The organism is Cellulomonas composti, from assembly GCF_007990245.1.
Taxonomy (GTDB): Bacteria; Actinomycetota; Actinomycetes; order Actinomycetales; family Cellulomonadaceae; genus Cellulomonas; species Cellulomonas composti.
This window is the reverse complement of sequence record NZ_BJWG01000001.1, coordinates 68,935-92,644: the sequence shown is the minus strand read 5'-3', so window position 1 is coordinate 92,644 and position 23,710 is coordinate 68,935. Positions and strand designations below refer to the sequence as shown.

23 protein-coding genes and 1 tRNA gene are annotated in these 23,710 nt (G+C 72.7%); 15 read left to right on the top strand and 9 right to left on the bottom strand.

Annotated elements, in window-relative coordinates; all coding sequences use genetic code 11:
- Positions 1 to 125 precede the first annotated feature (125 nt).
- The gene (locus CCO02nite_RS00440) at positions 126 to 593 is read left to right on the top strand and encodes a hypothetical protein (RefSeq protein WP_146841007.1); all 468 of its coding nucleotides are present in this window, start codon (positions 126 to 128) and stop codon (positions 591 to 593) included.
- Here CCO02nite_RS00440 and CCO02nite_RS00435 read toward each other — a convergent pair.
- The 4 genes from CCO02nite_RS00435 to CCO02nite_RS00420 are packed head-to-tail and all read right to left on the bottom strand — an operon-like array spanning position 577 to position 4,634.
- Complete coding sequence (locus CCO02nite_RS00435) at positions 577 to 1,089, bottom strand: ACT domain-containing protein (protein WP_186812529.1); 513 nt, start codon at positions 1,087 to 1,089, stop codon at positions 577 to 579. The genes CCO02nite_RS00440 and CCO02nite_RS00435 overlap by 17 nt on opposite strands.
- 41 nt (positions 1,090 to 1,130) lie before the next feature.
- Positions 1,131 to 2,231 (bottom strand): lactate/malate family dehydrogenase, encoded by a 1,101-nt coding sequence (locus CCO02nite_RS00430; protein ID WP_146841005.1) that lies wholly within the window; start codon positions 2,229 to 2,231, stop codon positions 1,131 to 1,133.
- A 43-nt stretch (positions 2,232 to 2,274) separates the two neighbouring features.
- A complete protein-coding gene (ald, locus tag CCO02nite_RS00425) occupies positions 2,275 to 3,390 on the bottom strand; it encodes an alanine dehydrogenase (RefSeq protein ID WP_146841004.1) in 1,116 nt (371 codons plus the stop codon).
- Between the two features lie 38 nt (positions 3,391 to 3,428).
- Positions 3,429 to 4,634 (bottom strand): AI-2E family transporter, encoded by a 1,206-nt coding sequence (locus tag CCO02nite_RS00420; protein ID WP_146841003.1) that lies wholly within the window; start codon positions 4,632 to 4,634, stop codon positions 3,429 to 3,431.
- A 141-nt stretch (positions 4,635 to 4,775) separates the two neighbouring features.
- On the opposite strand from CCO02nite_RS00420, the gene CCO02nite_RS00415 reads away from it, so the two are divergent.
- The 4 genes from CCO02nite_RS00415 to CCO02nite_RS00400 all read left to right on the top strand — a co-directional run bounded on the left by CCO02nite_RS00415 (position 4,776) and on the right by CCO02nite_RS00400 (position 5,910).
- A tRNA-Leu gene (locus CCO02nite_RS00415) sits at positions 4,776 to 4,858 on the top strand.
- Between the two features lie 103 nt (positions 4,859 to 4,961).
- Positions 4,962 to 5,375 carry a VOC family protein gene (locus CCO02nite_RS00410; RefSeq protein ID WP_371862452.1) on the top strand — a complete coding sequence of 138 codons (414 nt, stop codon included), beginning with the start codon at positions 4,962 to 4,964 and terminating at the stop codon, positions 5,373 to 5,375.
- A 35-nt stretch (positions 5,376 to 5,410) separates the two neighbouring features.
- Positions 5,411 to 5,659: a type II toxin-antitoxin system Phd/YefM family antitoxin gene (locus tag CCO02nite_RS00405; RefSeq protein WP_146841002.1), complete on the top strand. Its 249-nt coding sequence runs from the start codon at positions 5,411 to 5,413 to the stop codon at positions 5,657 to 5,659.
- The gene (locus tag CCO02nite_RS00400) at positions 5,656 to 5,910 is read left to right on the top strand and encodes a Txe/YoeB family addiction module toxin (RefSeq protein ID WP_146841001.1); all 255 of its coding nucleotides are present in this window, start codon (positions 5,656 to 5,658) and stop codon (positions 5,908 to 5,910) included. The genes CCO02nite_RS00405 and CCO02nite_RS00400 overlap by 4 nt, the downstream gene beginning before the upstream one ends.
- Before the next feature lie 160 nt (positions 5,911 to 6,070).
- On the opposite strand, the gene CCO02nite_RS00395 is transcribed toward CCO02nite_RS00400, so the two are convergent.
- Complete coding sequence (locus CCO02nite_RS00395) at positions 6,071 to 6,853, bottom strand: VanW family protein (protein WP_146841000.1); 783 nt, start codon at positions 6,851 to 6,853, stop codon at positions 6,071 to 6,073.
- Positions 6,854 to 7,019: 166 nt separating this feature from the next.
- Between CCO02nite_RS00395 and CCO02nite_RS15575 the strand changes: the two genes are divergently transcribed.
- A complete protein-coding gene (locus tag CCO02nite_RS15575; protein WP_186812528.1) occupies positions 7,020 to 7,685 on the top strand; it encodes a hypothetical protein in 666 nt (221 codons plus the stop codon).
- A 258-nt stretch (positions 7,686 to 7,943) separates the two neighbouring features.
- Here the strand turns inward: CCO02nite_RS15575 and CCO02nite_RS00385 are convergent, their stop codons facing one another.
- Positions 7,944 to 8,324, bottom strand: coding sequence for an SHOCT domain-containing protein (locus tag CCO02nite_RS00385; protein ID WP_146840999.1), 381 nt, complete (start codon positions 8,322 to 8,324; stop codon positions 7,944 to 7,946).
- 155 nt (positions 8,325 to 8,479) lie between these two features.
- Here CCO02nite_RS00385 and CCO02nite_RS00380 point away from each other — a divergent pair, with 155 nt between their 5' ends.
- From CCO02nite_RS00380 to CCO02nite_RS00365, 4 genes are all read left to right on the top strand, one after another.
- A complete protein-coding gene (locus CCO02nite_RS00380; protein WP_146840998.1) occupies positions 8,480 to 9,097 on the top strand; it encodes a hypothetical protein in 618 nt (205 codons plus the stop codon).
- A gap of 86 nt (positions 9,098 to 9,183) precedes the next feature.
- A complete protein-coding gene (locus CCO02nite_RS00375) occupies positions 9,184 to 11,898 on the top strand; it encodes a cation-translocating P-type ATPase (protein WP_146840997.1) in 2,715 nt (904 codons plus the stop codon).
- 10 nt (positions 11,899 to 11,908) lie between these two features.
- Positions 11,909 to 13,504, top strand: a complete 1,596-nt coding sequence (locus CCO02nite_RS00370; protein WP_146840996.1) for an MFS transporter — start codon at positions 11,909 to 11,911, stop codon at positions 13,502 to 13,504.
- A gap of 52 nt (positions 13,505 to 13,556) precedes the next feature.
- Positions 13,557 to 14,879 (top strand): MFS transporter, encoded by a 1,323-nt coding sequence (locus tag CCO02nite_RS00365; RefSeq protein ID WP_146840995.1) that lies wholly within the window; start codon positions 13,557 to 13,559, stop codon positions 14,877 to 14,879.
- A gap of 39 nt (positions 14,880 to 14,918) precedes the next feature.
- Here CCO02nite_RS00365 and CCO02nite_RS00360 read toward each other — a convergent pair whose 3' ends face one another.
- Positions 14,919 to 17,558, bottom strand: coding sequence for a winged helix-turn-helix domain-containing protein (locus CCO02nite_RS00360; protein ID WP_146840994.1), 2,640 nt, complete (start codon positions 17,556 to 17,558; stop codon positions 14,919 to 14,921).
- Positions 17,559 to 17,653: 95 nt separating this feature from the next.
- Here CCO02nite_RS00360 and CCO02nite_RS15940 point away from each other — a divergent pair, with 95 nt between their 5' ends.
- Together CCO02nite_RS15940 and CCO02nite_RS00350 are read left to right on the top strand one after the other, a co-directional pair.
- A complete protein-coding gene (locus CCO02nite_RS15940) occupies positions 17,654 to 18,568 on the top strand; it encodes a DUF8691 family protein (RefSeq protein WP_246117229.1) in 915 nt (304 codons plus the stop codon).
- 49 nt (positions 18,569 to 18,617) lie between these two features.
- Positions 18,618 to 18,941: an SHOCT domain-containing protein gene (locus CCO02nite_RS00350; RefSeq protein ID WP_146840993.1), complete on the top strand. Its 324-nt coding sequence runs from the start codon at positions 18,618 to 18,620 to the stop codon at positions 18,939 to 18,941.
- Positions 18,942 to 19,013: 72 nt separating this feature from the next.
- Here the strand turns inward: CCO02nite_RS00350 and CCO02nite_RS00345 are convergent, their stop codons facing one another.
- Positions 19,014 to 19,886, bottom strand: a complete 873-nt coding sequence (locus tag CCO02nite_RS00345) for an alpha/beta fold hydrolase (RefSeq protein ID WP_146840992.1) — start codon at positions 19,884 to 19,886, stop codon at positions 19,014 to 19,016.
- Between the two features lie 122 nt (positions 19,887 to 20,008).
- On the opposite strand from CCO02nite_RS00345, the gene CCO02nite_RS00340 reads away from it, so the two are divergent.
- Positions 20,009 to 20,563, top strand: a complete 555-nt coding sequence (locus CCO02nite_RS00340; RefSeq protein WP_146840991.1) for an isochorismatase family protein — start codon at positions 20,009 to 20,011, stop codon at positions 20,561 to 20,563.
- An 18-nt stretch (positions 20,564 to 20,581) separates the two neighbouring features.
- On the opposite strand, the gene CCO02nite_RS00335 is transcribed toward CCO02nite_RS00340, so the two are convergent.
- Positions 20,582 to 22,141, bottom strand: a complete 1,560-nt coding sequence (locus tag CCO02nite_RS00335) for an ATP-dependent DNA ligase (protein WP_146840990.1) — start codon at positions 22,139 to 22,141, stop codon at positions 20,582 to 20,584.
- Positions 22,142 to 22,306: 165 nt separating this feature from the next.
- Here CCO02nite_RS00335 and CCO02nite_RS00330 point away from each other — a divergent pair, with 165 nt between their 5' ends.
- Together CCO02nite_RS00330 and CCO02nite_RS00325 are read left to right on the top strand one after the other, a co-directional pair.
- Positions 22,307 to 22,930 carry an SRPBCC family protein gene (locus CCO02nite_RS00330; protein ID WP_146840989.1) on the top strand — a complete coding sequence of 208 codons (624 nt, stop codon included), beginning with the start codon at positions 22,307 to 22,309 and terminating at the stop codon, positions 22,928 to 22,930.
- 11 nt (positions 22,931 to 22,941) lie between these two features.
- Positions 22,942 to 23,709 carry a glycerophosphodiester phosphodiesterase gene (locus CCO02nite_RS00325; RefSeq protein WP_146840988.1) on the top strand — a complete coding sequence of 256 codons (768 nt, stop codon included), beginning with the start codon at positions 22,942 to 22,944 and terminating at the stop codon, positions 23,707 to 23,709.
- The last annotated feature ends 1 nt before the right edge of the window (position 23,710 follow it).

Genomic DNA, 23,710 nt, shown 5'->3' with positions numbered 1-23,710 from the left:
GGGTGCACGGTCGCGGCGCGGGGACGGGCGTGGGCGAAATCGTCACGGGCGCGCGGTTTCACCCGCACGGCCGGCGCTCGTCGCGCTCCTGTCCTGGTGAAGTCACCGACGACGAGAGGACCCCGATGTCCGTCACGACCACCACCGCCCACTCCCCCCGGCGGTCTCGCGCCGCGATCACCGCCAAGGTCGGTGCCGGCATCGGCGCGGGCCTTCTCGCCGGCTTGGTCGCCGGTACCGCGGCACGGCTGCTCATGCGGCTGGTGACGGTCGCGGCCGGGGAGCCCGGCGAGTTCAGCGCCCTCGGAACGGCGATGATCCTGGTGTTCTTCGGGCTCGCCGTGACGCCCGGGGCGATCGCGCGGGCGCTCGGGGCGAGGCGCACCGCCGCGGTCCTGCTGACCCTGGGGGCAGGGTTCGTCGCGTTCGAGGCGGTCGTCACGGCGTCGCAGGACCTCGGATCTCTCGATCTGGCGCTCACGGCGGGTCAGTGGGTTGCGCTGGTCGCGATCCTCGCGGGGTTCGTCTCGTCGTTCGTCGCCCTCGCGCTGCTGGCCTCGGGGCTCGCGACGCGGTTCATCGGTCCGCGTTGACGACCGCCACGGGCTCCGGGCCGGAGGGGGCGGGTGGCGGTTCGATGACGAGTGCCGTGCTCGTCGCGCCCGCTGCCCGCGCGGCGGCCACGACGAGCTCGACGTCGACCAGCGGCCCCTCGACGAGCACGGGTTCGCCCAGCTCCGCGCGGCCCGACCAGCTCACGCCCGCCTGCGGTGGCGGGCGGAACGGCACGTCGCGCGGCAGGTGCACCGCCGCGGCGGCGCGGACGCCGAGGTCGGCGGACCGCCGCACCACGACTCCCGAGACGGCCGCGAGCCGCTCGACGGCGCGCACGAGCTCCCGTCGGCGCCGGTCGGTCGTCCGGAACGTCACCGTCACCAGGCCACCGCCGTCGTCGTCACCCGTGGACAGGGGGCTCGTCGACAGCGAGTCGAAGCTCACGCCGCGCGTCGAGAACACCGCCGTCACGGCGGCCACGGTGCCCGGCCGGTTCGCACCGCGCGCGAACACCACCCAGCGCTCGTCGTCCATGCGTCCTCCGCTCTCGTGTGCCGGGTCGGTCCCGGGCCGACTCATCGACGGCCGTCGACCTGTGCGTCGACCCGCTCGTCGAGCCACGGTCGGACACCCGCCGCGATGCGGCCCGCGACGGCCGCCAGCCGCCGCTCCTCATCGGGCGCCAGCTCGGGCAGCAGCACCTGCGTCCAGCCCTCGGGTCCGAGCACGACGGGGACACCGAGGACGCCGTGCACGGGCGCGCCCTCGAGCGTCACCTCGCCGTCGAGGGCCACCTGACCTGCGACGACGATGTCCCGACCGTCGAGCACGGTCTCGATGAGGTCGATCGTCGCGCTCGCCGTCGCGACCGCCGTCTTCGCCCCGCTCTGCTGCGTCATCCACGGTCTCGCGGCGAGTCGCACGTCGGGCGGCCACGAGTCGACGAGCCGGAACGCCGCACCCATGTCACTGCTCGCGCGCTCGGCGAGCGCGCCCTTCGCCGCCTGGAGCTCGGCGCCGTAGTCGTCGAGCGTGCGCTCCCCGCGCACCTGCGCCACCACCCCGGCACGCTCGTCCGCCGACAGCCCGCTCACGCGCACCGTGGACCACAACGGCACCAGGTCGTCGCCGTGCTGGCCGACCGCGAAGCCCGTGACGCGGTGCCGCCGCACGCCGATCGAGACCGCGACCTCACGCCGGAATCGCAGCGTGTCGAGCCACGCGCCCATCCCGATGACGCGGCGGCGCGGGAGCCGCTGCGCCATGATCGCCACCCCGAGCTCCACGGGGTTGCCGACGACGACGACGACCTCGTGCCCCGAACCGTTCTCGGCCAGCGCGTCCGCATACGTCGCGAACACCTGCGCGTTGTGCGCCGCGAGCTGCGCGCGGTCGGTCGGGACACCCGGTTCGGTTCCCCCCGTACGTCCCGCGGCCACCACGACGACGTCCGCGACGACCTCCGAGGGGTCGAGGGCGACGTCGAGCATCGGGGCATGTTCGTCGTACGCGTCCGTGAGGTCCGCTGCGAGGCCGTGCACGGCCCGGCCCGAGGGGCCCTGCGGGCGTCCGACGAGCTGCAGGCGCGAGGTCGGCGGCAGCACGCGCCGCTCGACGAGCTGCGTGCAGACCTGCCGTCCCACATCGCCCGTCGCGCCGAGCACTGCCACGTCCATGCGGTGAGCGTAGGGCGCCCACGTCGCCAGGGCGTCACGACTGTCAGCCCAGGGCCTCCGCGAGCGGGACGCTCGGATAGCCGTGTGCGGCGGCGACCGCCGCGTTGACCAGGTGCCCGCCCTGCGTCGTCAGGCCGCCGCCGAGCGCCCGGTCCGCCGCCAGCGCCCCGCGCCAGCCTCGGCCGGCGATCGCCACGACGTACGGCAACGTCACGTTGGTCAGCGCGTGCGTCGAGGTGACCGGGACCGCTCCGGGCATGTTCGCGACGCAGTAGAAGACGCAGTCGTGCACCAGGAACGTCGGCTCGTCGTGCGTCGTCGGGCGCGTGGACTCGAAGCACCCGCCCTGGTCGACGGCGACGTCCACGAGCACGGAACCCGGACGCATGCGCGCGACGAGCTCGTCGGGCACGAGCCGGGGCGCCCGGGCGCCCGGCACGAGCACCGCGCCGATCACGAGGTCCGCGGCGGCGACCTCGCGCTCGAGCACCCATCGGCTCGACGCGAGCGTGCGCACCCGGCCGCCGAACCGCGCATCCAGGTCCCGCAGTCGCGGCATCGACAGGTCCAGCACGGTGACGTCCGCGCGCATGCCGACGGCGATCTCGGCGGCGTGCGCCCCGACCACCCCGGCGCCGAGCACCACTACCCGCGCAGGCGGAACGCCCGGCACGCCGCCGAGCAGCCGCCCCGCGCCGCCCTCGTTGCGCATCAGGTGGTACGCGCCGACCTGGGTCGCCAGGCGGCCGGCGACCTCGCTCATCGGGGCCAGCAGCGGCAGCGAGCCGTCGGCGAGCTGGACGGTCTCGTACGCGATCGCCGTGGTACCCGCGGCCAGCAGCGCGTCCGTCGCGGAACGGTCGGCGGCCAGGTGCAGGTACGTGAACAGCACGAGGTCGCGGCGCAGAAACGGGTACTCGGCGGGCATCGGCTCCTTGACCTTGCACACCAGCTCGGCCTCGCCCCAGACGGTCTCGGCGCTCGCGACGAGCGTCGCGCCCGCGGCGCGGTACTCGTCGTCGTCGAGCGCGGACCCGAGCCCTGCACCCTCCTGGACGAGCACGCGGTGCCCGTCGGAGACCAGCTGGTGCACGCCCGCGGGCGTGAGCGCGACGCGGTACTCACGGTTCTTCGTCTCGGTCGGGATGCCGACGATCATGCAGTGCTCCGTTCCCGGGCGGGGCGCCCGATGTCGTCTCAGGACTCGATCGATACCTCGTCGACGGGTTCGACGGCCTCCTGCGCCTCCTCGAGCTCGTCCGCGCCCATCGGCGGATCGACGGTGCGCAGCCGGGAGAAGACCGACCAGCAGACCGCGACGAGCGGGACCGCCACGACCGCGCCGAGGATGCCCGCCGTCAGCGTGCCCGCCATCACCGCGAGCGCGACCACGACGGGATGCAGCGCGACCTGCTTGCCCATGACGAACGGCTGCAGGATGTGTCCCTCGAACTGCCCGATGAGCGCGATCCCGAGCCCGACGAAGACCGCGGGCCAGAACCCCTCGGCCGCGAGCGCGACGATCATCGCGATGATCATGGCCGCGGGTGCGCCGATGAGCGGGATGAAGGCACCGATGAACACGAGCACCGCGAGCGGCGCCGCGAGCGGCACGCCGATGATCCTCAGCAGGATGAACGCGAGGATGCCGTCGGTGACCGCGATGATCACGGTCCCGCGCGTGTAGTTCGAGAACGTGTACCAGCCGGCGCCGCCCGCGTCCGTCCAGCCCTCACGCACCCTGGCCGGAAGCTGGTTGAGGAACCACGTCCAGAGCTCTTGGCCCCGGGCCAGGAAGAAGACCGTGCAGAACACCGCGAGCGCCAGGCACGTGAAGATCTCGACCACCGACCCGGCGCGCGAGGCGGCCTCGCCCGCGAGGTCGCCGGCATGCTCCTGGACCCACTTCTGCGCCTCGGCGATCCAGCTCGCGATCTGCTCGGACGTGATCGTGAACGGCAGCGCGCCGCTCTCGAGGTAGTCCGTGATCTGCGAGAGTCCGTCCCCGAACTTCTCGGTCAGCTCCTCCCACTCGTTCGCGACCGAGTAGCCCACGTAGGTCAGCAGGCCCGCGAAGAACAGGAAGCCCGACAGGATCGCCGCCCCGGTGGCCACGAACCGCGGCATCACCCTGGCGAACAGCTCGACGAGCGGGCGCAGGACGGCAGTGAAGACGAGCGCGAGGAACAGCGCGATGAACAGCAGCTCGATCTTGGCGGTCGCGTAGAACACCAGCCCGATGGCGGCCACCACCACGATCAGTCGCCACGAGACGCCGGCCGCGTTGCGCAGCCAGTGCGGCGCGTCGGGCTCGGGGACCTGCGTGGAGCCGCGCCGTATCCCCGCCACCCGTCGGACCGGTGGGGTCGTGGAAGCTCGCGGCCGGTCGCTCAGGTCGGCCATGTCACCACCCCTCGTCGCAGGCTCGTCGGCCCGTCTCGACCCGAGTCTGCCCCCGGTGACCGATGCATGCCCGTCCGGCACACCGTGCTATCTTTTCTGCCGCACCGCAGGGCGCCCACGGGCTCCCGCACGGTCCACCCCGTCCGGGTGGCGGAATGGCAGACGCGCTAGCTTGAGGTGCTAGTGCCCGTAAGGGCGTGGGGGTTCAAGTCCCCCTCCGGACACTCGTTGAGACAGCGACGACGAAGGCCTCGACCAGCGGAGACGCAGGTCGGGGCCTTCGTCGTCCGCCGCGGCGGCAGACTCGCAGCCTGGTTGGATGGCGAGGTGACCGAGCGCGGAGCGATCCACCACGTCGAGCTGTGGGTGCCCGATCTCGCCGTGGCGAGCGCGTCGATCGGATGGTTGTTGGGCGAGCTCGGCTACACCGTCGCCGACACGTGGGCCACCGGTGAGAGCTGGGGACGCCGTGATGCGTACGTCGTCCTGGAGGCCGGACCCGACGTCACGAGCGAGCGCCACGAGCGCCGACGCCCCGGTCTCAACCATCTCGCTTTCCACGCCGGTGCCATCGCCGACGTCGACAACCTCGTCGAGCGGGCCGGCCGGCATGGCTGGTACCTGCTGTTCGAGGACCGGCATCCGTGGGCCGGCGGCCCCCGGCACTATGCGGCGTACCTCGAGAACGCGGATGGCTTCGAGGTCGAGCTCGTGGCTGACCTTCAGATCGCGCGAGGCTGACTGGTACGCTTTTCGGTACCACTAGGAGGTTCGAGATGGCGATCACCGCCAGCGAGGCGCGCCGGACGCTGTTCCCGTTGATCGAACGCGTGAACGACGACCACGACGCCGTCGAGATCGTCTCCAAGCACGGCTCCGCGGTCCTGATGTCGGGTGAGGACTATGCCGCCTGGCAGGAGACCGCGTACCTGTTCCGGTCGCCCGCCAACGCGCGACGACTTCTCGACGCGGCCGAGCAGGCAAGCCGTGGCGCGGTCGCCGAACACTCGCTGGACCGCGGGTGAGGCTTGTCTTCACGTCGCACGGCTGGGATGACTACACGCACTGGCAGACCGCCGACCGCGCTGTCTTGAAGCGTCTGAATCGGTTGCTCGACGAGGCCCTGCGCGATCCCTATGCAGGCGTCGGCAAGCCGGAGCAGCTTCGGTTCGGGGTGCCGGGCGCGTGGTCGCGACGGATCACCGACGAGCACAGGCTGGTCTACCTGGTGGACGGTGAGGACGTCGTCGTGCTCCAGGCGCGGTACCACTACTGAGAGTCGTCGGTGTCTGCCCAGGCCGGTGGATGCCACGACCCTGGTGACGATCGTGTTCTCCGACCGACGAGGAAGGCCGTCCCGCGTGTCGCGGACGGCCAAGTCCCCCCGGGGGCACGCCACCCCGACGGCTCGGATCGCGGGACGTGACCATGCGCGACTATCCGGCGCCGCCGGCCTCCAGGAACGGCTGATACATCAGCCGGCCCTCGTTGACCGCGACGAGCTCGTCGCTCACCTCGTTGCCAGCCAGATCGAGCATCCGTCGCCTCAGCACGTTGCGCCGAGTGAAGACACCAGGCAGATCGTTCGTCATCACATGTTCGGCCTCGTACACCTCGTAGGTGTTCGACCGCGGCTGGTCGCTGGTCCACGCTCCGACCAGGTCCGTCTGCTCGACCGTCAGCGACAGCCTGAACGTCGCAGCCGTGCGGTTCTCGATCTGCAGGTCGAGAACCGGCCAGGAGCACGTCGCACCGCTGCCGAACGGTTGCGTGCGGCCGTTGTCCGGGAAGACGTCGAAGGTGTGCCGCCAACGCTCCACCACGGTCAACGGCGAGTGCACGGTCATCCAGTACAGCAGGTTGGTCATCTGGCACAGCCCGCCGCCGACTGCCTCGTCGACCTGGCCCTGCCGCAGGACCAAGCCGTCCTTGAACCCGCGTCGGTAGCTCGGTCTGCCGACCAGACGCCAGAACGACATCCGCTGCCCGGGCCGCAGCACGATGCCGTCCAGCCGCGTGGCGGCGATCGCAAGGTTGACCGCCTTGTTCTCCTGCAGCCGACGGTCCACACCGGCCAGCTCGCGGTAGATCGGCGTGCTGTGGGACGCGACCTCGTGCTCGAAGCAGTCCGATGCCGCACGGTCCAGCCGTGCGGGGACCCCGGCCCGCCGCCACTGCCACTCCCCCGCAACGTAGGCGACACGCCCCGCTCCGGACACTCGTGGAGACCGCGACGACGTCGGCCGATCGGGCGACGTCGACCGTCCCAAGTCGGTCACGGTGTCGTGGCGTACTTCCACCTGGAGGGTTGCACTCTGTACGGTCGGGCCCACGCGTTCCGGCACCGGCCGCAGCGTTCTCGTCGGAGACTGACGGAGGCTTGACGTGAGTGCAACGAGGCCGGCCGTGCGCCGGTGGGTGGCCGTGGTGGGCGTGCTCGTCGTCGGGCTGCTGGTGACGTCGTGCGACGGCGAGGGGATCAACCGTCCCGACTCCACGCGCACCGCGCGGCCGTCGCCGTCGTTCTCGATCCCGCCCCGGCCGACGCCGAGCGCCGAGCCGACGCCGAGCGCCGAACCGTCACCCGAGCCGACCCGCACCCGCAACCCGCTACCCCGCCCGACCCGGACGTCGGAGGGCACGCCGGCTCCGACGTCAGAGCCGACGCAGGAGCCCACGCAGGAGCCGACGCAGGAGCCCACGCAGGAGCCCACGCAGGAGCCGACGCAGGAGCCGGAGCCGACCGAGAGCGCCGAGGCGCCGATCCCGCCGGCGACCACGTCGCCGACGCCCAGCCCGACGCCCTCGCCGACTCCGACGCCCACCCCTACGCCGACGCCGACACCCACGCCCACCCCGACCCCGACCCCTGAGGTCACGCCGTCGCCGTCCGCTTCGGCCGACGAGTCGACGCCGACGGACGAGGGCGGCACGCCCGCGTGGGTGTGGTGGCTCCTGGGGCTGCTCGTCGTCGGGCTCGGCGTCGGTATCCCGCTCGTCGTCCGGTCGCGCCGTCAGGCCGCCCAGGCCGCCGGGCCCGGCGAGGCCTGACGGTCGCATCGGGCCGTTCGTGCACAGCGCCGACGGTCATCCGCGCTGTGGTCGCCGGCGCTGGTGGCGGGCGCCGCCCTGACCGCCGTGCGCCCGCGCGTCGGGTCAGGATCGGGATCGTGCGCAGGACTGGTCACAAGGATCCGTAGCCATGTCCTCGCACGATCATCTCTCGCTCGATCGTCCATGTGGCCTCGGCGCAGCTCGGGTACGACGAAGCCCCCGGTCCCAGGCGGGACCGGGGGCTTCGGTGAGATGTCAGGCGAGGGCCTTGGCCTTCAGCGACGCGAACTCGTCGGCGGTGATCGCGCCCGAGTCGAGCAGCGACTTCGCCTCGGCGATGTCCGACGCCGCGGAACGGCTCGGCCCGGCGGTCGCGCGGATGTACTCGTCCTGCGCGTTGCGCACGCGCACGGCGTCCTTCATCTGCCGCTCGGCCATGCCCTGGCCACGCGCGATGATGTAGATCAGCGCGATGAGGAACGGCATGACGATCAGGCCGATCGTCCAGAACGCCTTCGCCCACCCGCTCGTCGCGGTGTCGCGGAACAGGTCACCGATGATCTGGAACAGCAGGATGAGGTAGGCGAAGAAGCAGAACCACCACACCATGAGCCAGAACCAGTCCCAGAACTCCATCAGTCTCTCCTTGTCGTCGATCGGCACGGGTGCCGTTAGTCCATCACCTTCCGTGCCCCGACTGCAGTGTCCATCACCCGTGGCGGGTAGTCGTCCTCTCGCGCACGGTGTCGCGTGATCTGTCGTCCTGCGGCGTCAGGTGTCAGGATGCTTCGGTGACCGACACCCCCGGGCCAGTTCCGCCGACGCCGGCACCGCTGCACCCCACGGCCGGTCCGGACCGGGACGAGGTCGTCGACCCCGAAGTGGTCCGTGCCGACATCCAACGCGACCTGACGGCGACGGCCGAGCACGAGACGTCACCCGAGCGGCTGCACCGACGACGCGCGTCCCACCTGTACGGGCTCGTGGTCAGCGGCTCGGTCCTCGCGGCCGCGCCGTCGTCGTTCGGCCTCGGGCGCATCGCACTCGCCCTCGTGCTGACGCTCTTCGTGTACTGGGCGGCGGAGTCCTACGCGCACTGGATCGCGGCCAGGACGATCCACCGCCGCGACCTCACGCGGCAGGAGCGCCGCATGGTGCTCAGCGACGGGCTACCGCTCGTTGCCGCGTGCCTGATCCCGGCGGGGGTCCTCGTCACCGAGGCCCTGCTCGGGGTCGAGACCGAACGCGGGGTCGACATCGCTCTCGTCGTGAACGTCGTGCTGCTGCTGATCGTCGGCTGGCGGATGTCACGCGCGGGCGGGCTGACCGGGTGGGGCCGCGTCGGCGCGACCGTCAGCACCGGCATGTTCGGCATCGCGATGATCGTGCTGAAGCACGCACTGCACTGACGACTCGGGTCGCGGTACCCGCCACGGGTGAGGCATCGCGACCATTCACCTGTGAAGTTGGCCCGGAGTATGGAGAAGGAGTCGCCATGACCACACCCACGGCTTCCCGCGTCGCCGTCCGCCCGCACGCCGTAGCCGCCGAGCAGGTGTGCGGCGAACTCGGCGTGGACCCCGCGCTCGGCCTCACGTCCGAGCAGGTGGCCGAGCGGCGCGCCCGCTACGGACCGAACGCCCTCGCCGAGGAGGCGAAGGAGCCGGCGTGGCAGGCGTTCGCGCGCCAGTACAAGGACCTCATGCAGCTCGTCCTCGTCGGTGCGGCGCTCGTCAGCATCATCGCGCTCCAGGACATGACGACGGGCGTCGTCGTGCTGGGCCTGACGGTGCTCAACGCGCTGATGGGCCTGCACCAGGAGGGCAAGGCCGCCGAGAGCGTCGCCTCGCTGCGCCAGATGCTCGTCATGAACGCGCGCGTGCGGCGCGACGGCCAGCAGGTGATCGTCCCGGCCGAGGAGCTCGTGCCCGGCGACATCGTGGGGTTCGAGGCGGGCGACAAGGTGCCGGCGGACGGCCGCATCCTCGTCGCGGCGGCGCTCGAGATCGAGGAGTCGGGCCTGACGGGCGAGAGCGCGCCGGTGCCCAAGTCGATCGGCGCGGTGCCCGGTGAGGACGTCCCGCTGGGCGACCGGGTCGACATGGCGTACATGAACTCGCAGGTCACCCGCGGTCGCGGCGAGATGGTCGTCACCGCGACGGGCATGTCGACCGAGGTCGGGCGCATCTCCGGGATGCTCACCGGCGTCGAGCAGGACAAGACGCCGCTCACCAAACAGCTCGACCGGATCACGATCCTCATCACGACGATGGCCGCGATCGCGCTGGTCGCGATCGTCGCGCTCGGGCTCGCCCGCGGCCAGGAGTTCGACGAGCTGTTCGTCGTGGGCATCAGCCTCGCGATCGCCGCGATCCCGACCGGCCTGCCCGCGGTCGTCACGATGCTGCTCTCGCTCGGCACGCGCCAGCTCGCCGAGAAGGGCGCGATCGTCAAGCGGCTCAAGTCGGTCGAGACGCTGGGCTCGACCTCGGCGATCTGCTCCGACAAGACCGGCACCCTGACGCTCAACCAGATGACCGCGCGCCGCATGGTCGTCGCCGGACACCGCCTGTCCGTGGACGGCGAGGGCTACTCGACGGTCGGCCGGATCATGACGGTCGCGGGCACCGGCGACCTCCCGCTCGAACCGTTCGCGCTGCCCATGGCGCTCGCGAGCGACGCGGTGGTCCGCGACGGCGCATGCGTCGGCGACCCGACGGAGGGCGCGCTCGTCGTGCTCGCCGCCAAGGCGGGACTCGACGTCGAGGAGACGCGACGCACGTTCCCGCGCATCGCCGAGGTGCCGTTCGACGCCGAGTACAAGCTGATGGCGACGTTCCACGAGATCGACGGCGGCGTGCGGTGCTACGTCAAGGGCGCGCCGGACGTGCTGCTCGCCCGCTCGACCCACGCGCGGGCCGACGGCGGTCTCGCCACGGTCCTCGAGGACGGCGACCGCGCGAAGGTCCTCGAGGAGAACGACCTGCTCGCCGCCGAGGGCATGCGTGTCCTCGCGGTCGCGCAGCGCGACGTCGCGGCCGCGGACCTCGTGGACGCCGGGCCCGACGAGCTGCTCGCGCTGGTCCAGGGCCTCGAGATCCTCGCGCTCGTCGGCATCGTCGACCCGCCCCGGCGCGAGGCCGCCGCGGCCATCGCCGAGTGCCGCGAGGCAGGCATCCGCGTGCGGATGATCACGGGCGACCACGCGACGACCGCCGCGGCGATCGCGCAGCAGCTCGGCATCGAGGGCCGTGCGCTGACCGGCGCGGAGTTCGCCGCGATGCCCGACGCGCAGCTCGAGGCCGAGATCGACGAGATCGGCGTCGTCGCGCGCGTCGCCCCGGAGGACAAGGTCCGGCTCGTCGACGTGCTCAAGCGGCGCGGCGAGATCGTCGCGATGACCGGTGACGGCGTGAACGACGCGCCGGCACTGACCCGCGCCGACATCGGCGTCGCGATGGGCATCACGGGCACCGAGGTCACCAAGGACGCGGCCGAGATGATCCTCACGGACGACAACTTCGCGACGATCGTCGCGGCCGTCGAGGGTGGCCGCGGGCTCTACGACAACCTGATGAAGTACATCCGCTTCCAGATGGTCGTGCTCACCGCGTTCATCCTCACGTTCGTGGGCGCGGGCGTCTTCACGGTCGCGAACGGCACGCCGCTGACGCCGCTGCAGATCCTGTGGATCAACTTCGCGATCGACGTGCTGCTCGCGATCGGCCTCGGCTTCGACGCCGCGACCGCCGGCCTCATGCTGCGCAAGCCGCGCTCGCCCGAGGAACCGGTGATCGGCCGCTCGCTCGGCGCGCGGCTCGCCATCGGCGGCGTGCTCATCTCGGTCGGCACGCTGCTCGTCGTCGCGTGGGGCGAGGACCGCTACGACCTCACGGTCGCCACGACCATGGGCCTGACGGCCATGTCGCTCATGCACGTCGTCGTCGCGATGCAGTGGCGCGACCCGCTCGCGAGCATCTTCTCCAGCGACACGCTGAAGAACGGCCGGTTCGTCATGCTCATGCTCATCTGCATCGGCCTGACCTTCCTCGTGACGACGCTGGGCGGGCTGCAGCGGATCTTCGGGACCACCGAGCTCAGCGGCGAGCAGTGGCGCGCGTGCCTGCTGATCACGCTCGCGTACCTCGTGATCGCCGAGATCGGCAAGGCGATCATGCGGTTCGCGACCCGTCGTCGCGCCGAGGCGTGAGGGGCGCACGATGAGCACCGACACGGGCGACTCGACGACGATCGCCGGGCCGCAGCGTCGGCTCGCGATCCTGCTCGCGATGGCGATGTTCGTGCTCGTCGTCGACACGTCGATCATGAACGTCTCGATCTCGGCCGTCGTGCACGACATCGGGACGACCGTGAGCGGCGTGCAGACGGCGATCGCCCTCGAGGCGCTCGTCTCGGCCGCGTTCATCCTCATCGGCAGCAAGATCGGCGACCTGTTCGGCCGCAAGCGCGCCTACCTCCTGGGTCTGTGCGGCTACCTCGTCGGCGCCCTCGCGATGACCGTCGCGCAAGGGCTGACGATCGTGGTCATCTGCTGGGCCGTGGTCGGCGGGCTCGGCGCCGCGCTGCTGCTGCCCGCGATGCAGTCCCTCATCCACGGCAACTTCCCCGGGCCTGTCCGCAAGCGCGTCTACGCGCTGGTCGGCGCGGCGGCGTCGATCGCGGCGGCCGTCGGTCCGCTCGTCGGCGGCTTCATCACGACGTACCTGTCATGGCGCGTCGCGTTCGGTCTCGAGGCGGTCGTGATCCTCGTCGTGCTCTCGGGTGCCGGGCTCGTCAAGGATGCACCGTACGTCGGCGAACGCTCGATCGACCTGTTCGGGGCGGCGCTGTCCGTGGTCGGCATGGGTGGCGTGGTGCTCGGCGTCCTCGTCTGGCAGGAGGGCGGGGAGTCCGTCGCGGCACTGATCGTGCTGGGTGTCGGCGCGCTCCTCGGGCTCGCCCGCTGGCTCGTCGTGCGCCACCGCCGCGCACGCGCGACGCTGATCGACCCGGACCTGTTCCGCTCGCCGCTGTTCCGGCTCGGCGTGACGCAGCAGATGCTCCAGCAGATCGCGCTGGGCGGCGCGATGATCTCGCTGCCGATCTTCCTGCAGATGGTGCTCGGCTACAACGCGATGCTCGCGGGCCTCTCGCTCGCGCCGCTGTCGCTGAGCATGTTCGCGGCGGCGCTGCTCGCCGGGAAGCGCGCCGGACGCCGCCGCCCGGCAACGGTGGTCCTCACCGGGTTCTCGCTGCTCGTCGTCGGAGTGGGCGCGTTGCTCCCGATCGTGCCGCGCGCCACCGCCGGCTGGTGGCTCGCGGTGCCGCTGGTGATCGCGGGCAGCGGGCTCGGACTGCTCGTCTCGCAGCTCAACAACTACACGCTCTCGCCCGTCAGCCAGGAGCGCGTGAGCGAGGCGGCCGGCGTCAACTCCGCGACCGGCTCGTTCGGGCTGTCGTTCGGCCTCGCGCTGGCGGGTGCCGTGATGCTGGCCGCCGTCGTCTCCGGCTTCACCACCCAGACGCAGGCGAGCGACGTGCTCCCGCCCGACGACAAGGCGCATGTCGCGAGCGTCCTCAAGGAGGACGCCCAGCTGATGAGCGACGCGCAGCTCCAGACCCTGCTGGCCGACGAGCCGGCCGACGTCAGTGCCGAGATCATGCGGATCAACACCGAGGTCCGCCCGCGTGCGCTGCAGATCGCCCTCCTGGTGCCGCTGCTGGCCGGTCTCGCGGGCGTCGTCGGCGCGCTGCGGATGCGACGCCAGCCCGACCCGACCCCCAACGAGGCCGCGGAGTCGGTGCTGGGCGGCTGATCGTCGCGTCCCGTCCCGCGACTACAGTTTCGGTCGCGACGAAGGGGCGAGGGTGAAGACCGACACGACGAGCGAGACGAGCACGACGAGCACGACGAGCAGGGCACGCCCGGTCACGGCCACGGCCACGCGCCGGGCCCGGGTCTCGCGCATCGTCGGCTCCGCGGGCAACCTCATCGAGTGGTACGACTTCGCGGTCTTCGGGGCGTCGATCGTGCTGCTCGCGGCGGTGCTGACCCCCGGCGGCGGTGCTGCCCTCACCGGCGTCTACGCGGTGTTCGCGATCTCGTTCCTCGCGCGGCCGCTCGGCGCCGTGCTCGTCGCACGCGTGGCGGACCGGCGCGGTCGGCGCCGTGTGCTCACGAGCATGCTCGGGCTCATGACCGCCGCGACGGCGGGCATCGGCCTGCTGCCCTCGTGGGCGGCGATCGGGGTCGCCGCGACCGTGGCCCTTCTGGTCCTGCGGCTCGTGCAGGGCTTCTCGTCCGGTGGCGAGATGCCGGTCTCGGTCGCCTACCTCGTCGAGCACGCACCGCCGCGCGCACGCGGGCTGTGGGGCGGGACGCACCTCGCGACGACCGCGCTCGGCTTCGCCGCCGGCACGGGGGCGGTCGCGGCCGTGCGTGCCGCGCTCGACGACGACGCGCTGCTCGCGTGGGGCTGGCGCGTGCCGTTCCTCGTCGCCCTGCCGCTCGGCCTGCTCGCGGTGGGTCTGCTGCGCCGCGCCGCGGAGTCGCCCGACTTCGAGTCACCCGACCTCGAGACGCCCGACGACGCCGCGGCGGGTGGGCCTGGGCCTCGACCCGCGATCGGGCCCTACCTGCCGCACATCGTGCGGGGCTTCGCGCTGTCGGCGGCCTTCAGCAGCTCGTACAACATCTGGTTCGTCTACCTGCCCGCGCGGCTCGTGACCGACGGCGAGTACGCGCTGGACGTCGCGCTCACGGCTTCCGTGGTCGGGACCCTCGCGCTCGCCGCGTCCGCGGTGCTCAGCGGGCGACTCTCGGACCGCATCGGGCGACGCCCCGTCCTGCTCGGGGGGGCGATCACGATGACGGTGGCCTGGCTCGCGTGCGACTGGCTCATGGGTCGCGGCGCAGCAGGCCTGTTCGCGGCCGACACCCTCGCGGGCGTCGCGCTCGGGGCGTTCGTCATCCAGTCCGCCCTCGGCGACGTGCTTCCCGCGCGTGTCCGCGCGTCGGGGATCGCGTACTCCCTGACCGCCGCGAGCGCCGTCGTCGGCGGTTCCGCGCCGCTCGTCGCGTCGCTCGTCGAGGGCGCCGGCGTCCAGCTCGTCGGGCTCTACGCGGTGACGTGGCTCCTCGCGGCTCTCGTCGCGGCGGCCACGTGGTCGCGCACGGGGCACGCGGCCTGACGCGCCCGAGCGCCTCCGACGCTCGGCTGCTGCCGGCGCTCAGAGCAGGCCGAGCTCGCGCCCGCGCCGCACGGCCTCACGGCGGCTGTCGACGCCGAGCTTGCGGTACAGCGACTTCAGGTGCGCCTTGACGGTGTTCACCGACACGAAGAAGTCGGAGGCGATCTCCGAGTTGGTCCCCATGGTGGGCAGGGCGCCCAGGATCGCGAGCTCACGACTGGTGAGCGCCTCCACCAGCGGCTCCGGCTCGTGCTCGTGGTGCCGCTGGTCGACGAGCAGCCGGGTGCGCAGGCGGTTCGCGAGCTCGCCGGGATGCGTGTCCAGCAGTGTGCGTGTCCTGGCCACCAGGCTCGCGGTCGGCAGCAGCAGGAACGGGCGCACGAGCACCGGCTCGGCCGCGACGCGCAGCGCCCGCTCGAGCGCTTCGTCGCACGAGGCGGTCGTCCCTGTCCTCTCGTACGCGCGCGCGAGCATGAGCAGCGCCTCGACCTGCACGAGCGGGTCCTGCTCACGATCCGCGAGCACGCTCGCCTCGATCGCCGACGTGATCGCATCGCCGGTGTCGCCTCGGTCGAGGTGCGCCTGCGCGTCGTGCACGTGGCCCAGCGCGGTCGTCGGATCGATCGTCGTGCCATCGGTGAGCTCGGCGCGGCCCGCGCGCTGCGCGACCTCGCGCACCACGCGCGCGGCGAGGTCCGCCAGCGCCGGCGGGATCGTGTCGTCCAACGGGCCGGCCGAGCGCAGGGCAGCCTCCGCCGCACGCAACCGACCGCGCTGGACCGCGACCATCGCCTGCATCAACCGGACGGCGAGCGTCGTCTGCGGCTCCTGGCCGTTGAGGTCGCTCGCGAGCCCCAGTGCGAGCATCCGGTCCGCTTCGTCCTCGACGCCACGCAGCAGCGCGGCCCAGGCGACGGCCGCGTACGCCGGACGACACTGCAGGTGGGAGGCCCAGCCGAGATCGCGGGCGTCGTCGATCACCTGCAGGCCGTGCTCGCGCGCGAGGTCGAGCCGCCCGAGGAGAGCCTCGGCGAACGCGTGGTACGAGCGGGCGTTGAGCACGGGCAGCAGCGGCGCCATCGTCCGGGTCGTGGCCACGAGGGCGTCGAGCTGGCGCCGCGCCTCCTCGACGTCGCCGCGCCACAGCAGTCCGACGGCGTGGCTGTTCACCGCGAGCACGTGGTAGCCGGGCCATGCGGCCGACGGTCGGATGGCCCCGTCGAGCGCGACGAGCGCCGCGGCGGCCGCGCGGCGCGCCGCCTCCGGGTCGCCCGCTCCCCGGGACGCGGTCGCCGCGACGATCTCCAGCAGCGCGGTGTCGGCCGCGTCGGCATCGTCGTCGAGGAGCGCGCGAGCCCGCATGACGTGGGTGGTCGCTGCGGCGAAGCGCCCGGTCGCGACCGCGAGCGACGCGACGCACAGCTCGATCCCGACATCGGGCTCCAGCTCCGCGTACGGGATCGACCCGAGCAGGTCGATCATCTGCCCCCGCGCGGCGGAGACCAGCGGGACGGAGCCGACCTCGACGAACAGCCGCCCGAACAACGCCCAGTCCCCCGCGTGCCTGGCCTGCACGAGCGCGAGCACCGGTTCGCCGTGCGACGCAAGCCATCGAGCCGCGCGGCGGTGTGCCCGCAGCGCGTCCTGCGGCGCGTCCGCACGGAGCCGGCCGAGCAGCATGTCGCGCAGCAGCGGGTGGTAGCGGTACCAGGTGCCGTCGGCGCCGATCGGCGTGACGAACGCGTTGCGGGTGACGAAGGCGCGCCACCGTCGCCTCGCCTCGCCTCCGGGCAGGACAGCCTCCACGAGGTCCTCGCACACCGCCGTCGTCACGCTGGTCATGAGCAGCACGTGCCGCATGTCCGGCTCGAGGCGGTCGAGCACCTCGGCGACGAGGTACTCGGACGCGTGCTGCTGGGGCACGACGGTCGCGCCAGGGTGTCCGGGTGCCGGCATGACGAGCCGCACGCCGACCGCCCAGCCGTCCGTCTGCTCGAGCACCCGAGCGACGTCGTCGCCCGTGAGCTCACGTCCCCGGGACCGCGCGAGTTCGGCGACCGCGGTCCCGTCGAACGCGAGATCGGCGGCGAACACCTCGCTCAGCTCCCCCTCGACCCGCAGCCGGTGCTGGCGCAGCAGCGGGTCGATGCGCGTGACGACGACGAGGCGCAGCGGCAGGTCGTAGCGCAGCAGCTCGTCGATCACGTCGAGGATCTCGCGCCGCGTCACGTGGTGGAAGTCGTCGAGGACGAGGACGACGCGCTCCGGAAGTGCCTCGAGCGCGTGGAAGAGCTGGGCGTGGAACTCGGAGGTCTCGACGGCCGGCACCCGCAGGGCGGCCAACGGGTGATCGGCGGGGACGACCTCGCTCGCGCGCAGGGCCGCCAGCACCTCGGACCAGAACGGCACCGACGAGTCGTTGCTCGCCTCGAGCGTGAGCCACGCCACCGCGCGGTCCGTCGTCGCAGCCCACTGCGCCACAGCGACGGTCTTTCCCCAGCCAGGTCCTGCCGAGACGACCGTGAGCCGACGGTCGACCGCATTCTCGAGCAGCTCGTCGAGGGCGGCGCGACGCACCACGCGCGCGGGTGTCGGAACCGTGCAACGCGCCCGCAGCATCGCCGGAGCGCCATGCGCCGCGACCGCGGCGCGAACGGTGCTCGCGACCTCTACCGACATGAGCCGAAGCCTACGTCGTCCCCATACCCGGAACGGGTGATTACCCACGGGCGCGGCCCGCACAGAGTGGACGCAGCCACGACGGAGGAGGGCGCGTGCGTTCCAGGACGATCGAGCTCACGATCGAGGGACCGGTGCGCGAGGAAGCGCTCGAGTACCTGGAGGACTCCGGTGTGCGTCGTGCGGCCGACCACACCGTTCTCGAGGCGGAGATCCGCGACACCGCCGCGCTGTTCGGACTCCTGCAGCGCATGGGTTCGCTCGGGCTCGACGTCGTCGGGCTGCGCACCACCGACGCGGGGGGACGTCCGGACGTCGAGATCGTCGTGCGCGGCGCCGTCGGACCACTGATGGCCCAGATGCTCGGCGACGAGAACGCCGCGCTACGGTCGAGCTCGCACACCTACCATCTCGAAGACGTCCAGCTGGCCGACCTGCTCGTTCGGGTCGAGACTGCGAGCCACGACGACCGGTCGCGCCGCGCGCCCGACCGGCTGATGCACCGCGCGGGGTCGTCGACCCCACGCACGAACGGCACCGGGACCGCCCCGGTGCGTGAGGAGGAAATGATGGATGTCGACCTGGAGGTAATGGGACCCGTCGACTACCTCGTCGTCGAGTTCCCGAAGGATCGGCTCGACGGAACGGCGTTCCCGCTGCTCGTCGATCTGGTGGACCGCGGCATCATCCGCGTGCTCGACCTGGCCTTCGTGACGAAGGACGCCGACGGGATCGTCACCGGTGTCGAGCTGCACGACCTCGACACCAGCGGCGACGTCGACATGACGATCTTCGCGGGCGCCTCGTCCTCGCTCCTCGGCGACGACGACCTCGAGGAGGTCGGTGCCGCGCTCGAGCCCGGCAGCGCGGCCGGTGTCCTGGTGTACGAGAACGCGTGGGCGGCGCCCTTCGCCGCTGCGCTGCGCAAGGGCGGCGGCCAGCTGGTCGCCGGCGGGCGCATCCCGATCCAGGCGATCCTCGCGGCGCTCGACGCGTCCGAGGACGAGTGACACCCACAGCGATCTCGACGAGCACCAGGACAGGAACGAGGAGGACGACATGCCAGGACTGATCCGCGGGGTCGCCCGCACGGCCGTGGTCGCCGGTACGGCGAGTGCGGTCTCGGGGCGCGTGCACCACCGCCAGCAGGGTCGGTGGGCCGAGCAGGAGGCGGCGCAGTACGCCCCGCAGCCCACCTACGCCGCACCGCAGCCGACGTACGCACCGGCGCCGGTCTACGTCACCCAGGCGCCCGAGCCGGCGGAGCCCGAGCTCACGATGGACGAGAAGATCGCCCACCTGAAGGAGCTCGCCGGGCTGCGCGACGCGGGCGTGCTCACGCAGGCGGAGTTCGACGCGCAGAAGGCTCAGCTTCTCGGCTGAGCATTCCTTCGCAGACGCCGACAGCCCCGAGCGCCTCGAGCGACCGGGGCTGTCGTGCGCTCCAGGGGTGAGTCAGCCTCGCACCTGGAACACCCGCGGGCGACGCGCGGTGCCGTTCGCCCCCGGCGTGCCGGCCGTGGCTGCCTCGTCGAGAACCTCGTCGGTGATGTCGATCCCGTCGAGCCAGCAGGACACGACGCGGGCGAGCTCCTCGGGGTGGCTGAAGTTCATCGCGTGCGCGGCGTCGCGGATCACGGCGACCGTCAGGTTGTCGGGGGCGAGCCGGGCGAGCTCGCGCACGCGCCACGGCGGCGGCATCATCGGGTCACGCGTCCCGACGATCGCGAGCGTGGGCACGGTGATGCGCAGCAGCCGCTCCATCGAGGGGAAGCGCATGAGCTCTGCGAACAGCTGCATCGCGTTCACGGGTCCGAAGCGCAGGTAGTCCGGCACCGCCACGCTCGCCATCCGCGGGCTCTCCCGCACCGCGTCGCGCACGAGCTGCTGCACCGCGCGCACGAGGGGCTGGTTGTGCACACCTCCGGCCGGCGAGCACAGCACGACCCGCTCGACCCGGTCGGGTTCGCGGTGTGCGACCTCGAGCGAGATCGGGCAGCCCATCGAGTTGCCGACGAGCACCGCCTTGTCGAGCTCGAGCGCGTCGAGCAGCCCGACGACCGCGTCGGCGAGCGCCGGCACGCCCAGCGTGTATCCCCAGCCGGGTGAACGGCCGAATCCCGGCAGGTCGGGCACGTAGCACGTCGCGCGGCTCGCCAGCAGTCGGGCCGTCGGCATGAGCGACCGGCCCGAGATCGCGAACCCGTGGATGTGCACCTGAGGCGTCGCGCCCTCGACCTCGTCGGAGCAACGCACCAGCATCTCGTGACCCTCGACGACCACCCAGCGCTCGGTCCAGCCGTCCACCGCCGTCTCGCTGTGCACCATCCTCTGAGCCTCGCACGTCGGGCGCCCCGCGTGTGTCGCCCGACACGGGTGATCCGCCGGTGACCGCGCGTCCGCATGGTGCGGGAGGGGTGCGTGTCAGACCCCTGTGAGTCACTGGTGCCATGACCACTCTCGAGAACCGCCCAGGAACCGCACTCCTCGTCGTCGACGTGCAGGTCGGCGTCGTCGCCCAGGCCTACCGCCGTGACGAGGTGCTCGCCAACATCGCCGCTCTCGTGGACCGCGCGCGCGAGCAGGGCACCCCCGTCGTGTGGGTCCGCCACTCGAGCGACGAGCTCCCGCTCGCGAGCGAGCAGTGGCAGATCGCCCCCGAGCTCGCGCCTGCTCCCGACGAGCCGATCGTCGAGAAGCGCTACGGCGACTCCTTCGAGGACACGACCCTCGAGGCGACCCTCGCCGAGCAGGGTGTGGGCCGGCTCGTCGTGACCGGTGCACAGACCGACGCGTGCGTGCGCTCCACGCTGCACGGCGGGTTCGTCCGCGGCTACGACGTCACGCTCGTATCGGACGCCCACACGACCGACGACTTCTCGCAGTGGGGAGCCCCCACGCCCGACCTCGTCGTCGCGCACACCAACCTGTACTGGCAGTTCCAGGGCGGACCGGGCCGCACGGCCGACGTGGCATCGACCGCCGACGTCACCCTCGGCGCCTGACCCGCCTCACCGCGCTGCTCAGTGCACGAGTGCACGCACCGCGTCGATCGTGTCAGCCTCGGCGGCCGGCTTGTCGTCCCGGTAGCGCAGGACGCGGGCGAAGCGGAGCGCGACGCCGCCCGGGTAGCGGGTCGAGCGCTGGACACCGTCGAAGGCGATCTCGACCACCTGCTCCGGGCGGACCGTCACGACCCAGCCGTCGTCCTGGACCTCGAGCTCGCGGAAGCGCTGCGTCTGCCACGCGAGCAGCTCGTCGGTCATGCCCTTGAAGGTCTTGCCGAGCATGACGAAGCCGCCTGCGGGGTCTCGAGCGCCCAGGTGGATGTTCGAGAGCAGGCCTGCACGACGACCGGAGCCGCGCTCGACCGCGAGGACCACGAGGTCGAGCGTGTGCCGGGGCTTGACCTTGACCCAGGCGGCGCCGCGACGGCCCGCGGCGTACGGCGCGTCGAGCGCCTTCACGACGACGCCCTCGTGGCCCGCCGCGACTGCCGCCGCGAGCTGGGCGCCCGCGGTCGCCGTGTCCGGCGCGAGCACGCGCGCGACCGCGGTCCCGGTGCCCGCGAGGAGCCGGTCGAGCTCGGCGATCCGGTGCTGGAGCGGCTCGTCGAGCAGGTCCTGGCCGTCGAGGTGGAGGCAGTCGAAGAAGAACGGCCGCAGCCGGCCCCCGTCGGCGAGGTCGGCGTCGCGGGTGGACGTGCGCGCGGACGTGTCCTGGAACGGCACCGGGCGCCCACCGTCACCGATCACCAGGGCCTCGCCGTCCAGGACGAACGTGCGCGCGGGCAGGCCGCGGGCCACGGCCACGATCTCCGGGACGCGGGACGTGATGTCGTCGAGGCTGCGCGTGAAGACGCGGACGTCCGCACCGTCGCGGTGCACCTGGATGCGGATGCCGTCGAGCTTGGTGTCGACGACCGCGACGGCTCCGGGCGCACCGTCGGCGTCGGTGGGCGCGACGGTCGCCAGAGCCGCGCCGACGTCGGGGGCCGACTGCGCGAGCATCGGGCGGACCGGGCGGCCGACGGTGAGCCGGAAGCCGGCCAGGTTCGCGGCGGCCTGCGCCGGATCCGCGGCGGTGAGCGCGGCGACCGCGACCGGCGGTGTCGCACCGGCCAGCATCGCCGCGCGGCGCACGTCGTCGGCCGGGACACCCGCCGCCTCCGCCACGGCGTCCAGCAGCAGCGCATCGAGCGCACCCTGGCGCACCTCGCCCGTGACGAGACCGCGCAGGAACCTCTGCTCCGGCTCGGTCGCCGCGCCGAACAGGGCTGCAGCGAGCACCGCCCGCTCCCCCGCCGAGCCGGGCCCGGACAGACCCGCCATCTGCTCGAACGCGGCATCCACCGCAGGCACCGTGAGCGTCTCGGTCGACGCAGGTGCAGGCAGCCTGGCGACCGACCGCCATCCCAGACCCGTGCGCCGCTGCGTGAGCTCGCCGGCGAGATACCGCGCGACGACCCCGACCTCGTCATCGGGTGCCCGACGCAGCAGGTCGGCGATCAGGGCGCGCTTGGTCAGCCGCGACCGCGTCGCGGCCACCGCGAGGGACGTCGTCACGAGCTCGGCGAGCAGCACGGCTCCATCCTGACCCGGACCCCCGACATCCGCGGGCTGCGGGCTGTCGTCGGGCGGACGCGACGGATGTCCTCGGGTCGGGTGCGCCCGTCGGGGACGCGGCGCGCGGGGTCTCGGGACGTTCGTCGGTTCCGCGCGGCGCGGTTCCCGGGGTCGGATGGGGACATGACCCCGCGACGGACGACGAGAACGCTCGTGCTCATCGCCGGGCTCGCGGCCGTCGTGGTCCCGCTCGCCCGGACGTGGGCGCTGCAGTGGGGCGCGACGGACGACGATCTCGACGCCGACCTGCCGGGTGACGAGCTGGTACCCGACCCGCTGATCGGCGCGACCCGCGCGATCACGATCGACGCGCCGCCCGAGCAGGTCTGGCCGTGGGTCGTGCAGCTGGGCCTGGGCCGCGGCGGGTTCTACTCCTACGACCGGCTGGAGCGCGCGTTCGGCCTGGACGTGCACTCCGCCGACCGGGTCGAGCAGCGGTGGCAGTCGCTCGCCGTCGGCGACGCGGTCCACCTCGGTCCCGAGGTCGCGCTCGAGGTCGTCCGCCTCGATCGCAACGCCGCGATGGTGCTCGCGGCGCCCGACTCGGCGTGGGTGTGGGCGTTCGTCCTGCGGCCCGGGCGGTACGGGACGACGCGCCTGGTCGTGCGCGAGCGGTACGCACGCCTCGGTTGGTGGTCGCGGGCGGCGTTCGAGGTGCTGGGGGTGGCGAGCACGGTGATGAGCCGCGCGATGCTGCGCGGTATCCGCGACCGGGTGCAGGGCGCGCGGGGGCCAGAGGTCCCGTAGCGTCGCGTCGCATGACGCTGGTCAGCGCCCACCGTGGCGGTGTGGGCAGGGAGCGGCGCCGCGAGGGCACACTCGCCTCGATCGACGAGGCGAGCCGACTCGGGGTCGACCTCGTGGAGATCGACGTGCGCGTCCTGGCGGACGGGTCGACGGTGCTGCAGCACGACCCGACGACGCGGCTGCGCGGGCGGCGCCGGGCCGTCTCCTCGCTCGACCTGGCGACGTTCCGTGCGAGCACCGGCCGCGCGACGTTCGACGAGGCGTTGGGTCTCCTGGCCGGGCGCGCGGGCGCCCACGTCGACCTCAAGAGCGACCCCACGAGCGACCTCGCGGGCAGCCCGCCGCAGTGGGCGGTCGGCACGGCGCGGCGTGCGGTCGAGCGGCTCGGGGCGGCGCACGTCGTCGTGACCAGCGAGGACGACGCCGTGGTCGCGGCCGTCCGGGCGTGGTCACGCGCAGCCGCGCCGGGGCTGAGGGTCGGCCTGTCGATGCAGCGGGCGCCGGGCGGACCGGACCGCGAACGGGTGCGCGGCGCGCTCGCCGACCGGCTGGCCGCGTGCGACGCGACGCTCGTCGTCGCCCACCACCGGCTGGCCCGCACGCATCTCGCCGCGGTGGCGGACGGGGCCGGTCTGCCGATGCTCGTCTGGACGGTGGACCGCACCCGCGACCTCGCGTACTGGCTCGACGACCGGGCGTGGGCCGTGACGACGAACCGGCCGGCGACGGCGCTGCGGGTGCGGGACGCGCTACGCCCATCGTCGGAGACCGCCCGCTGAC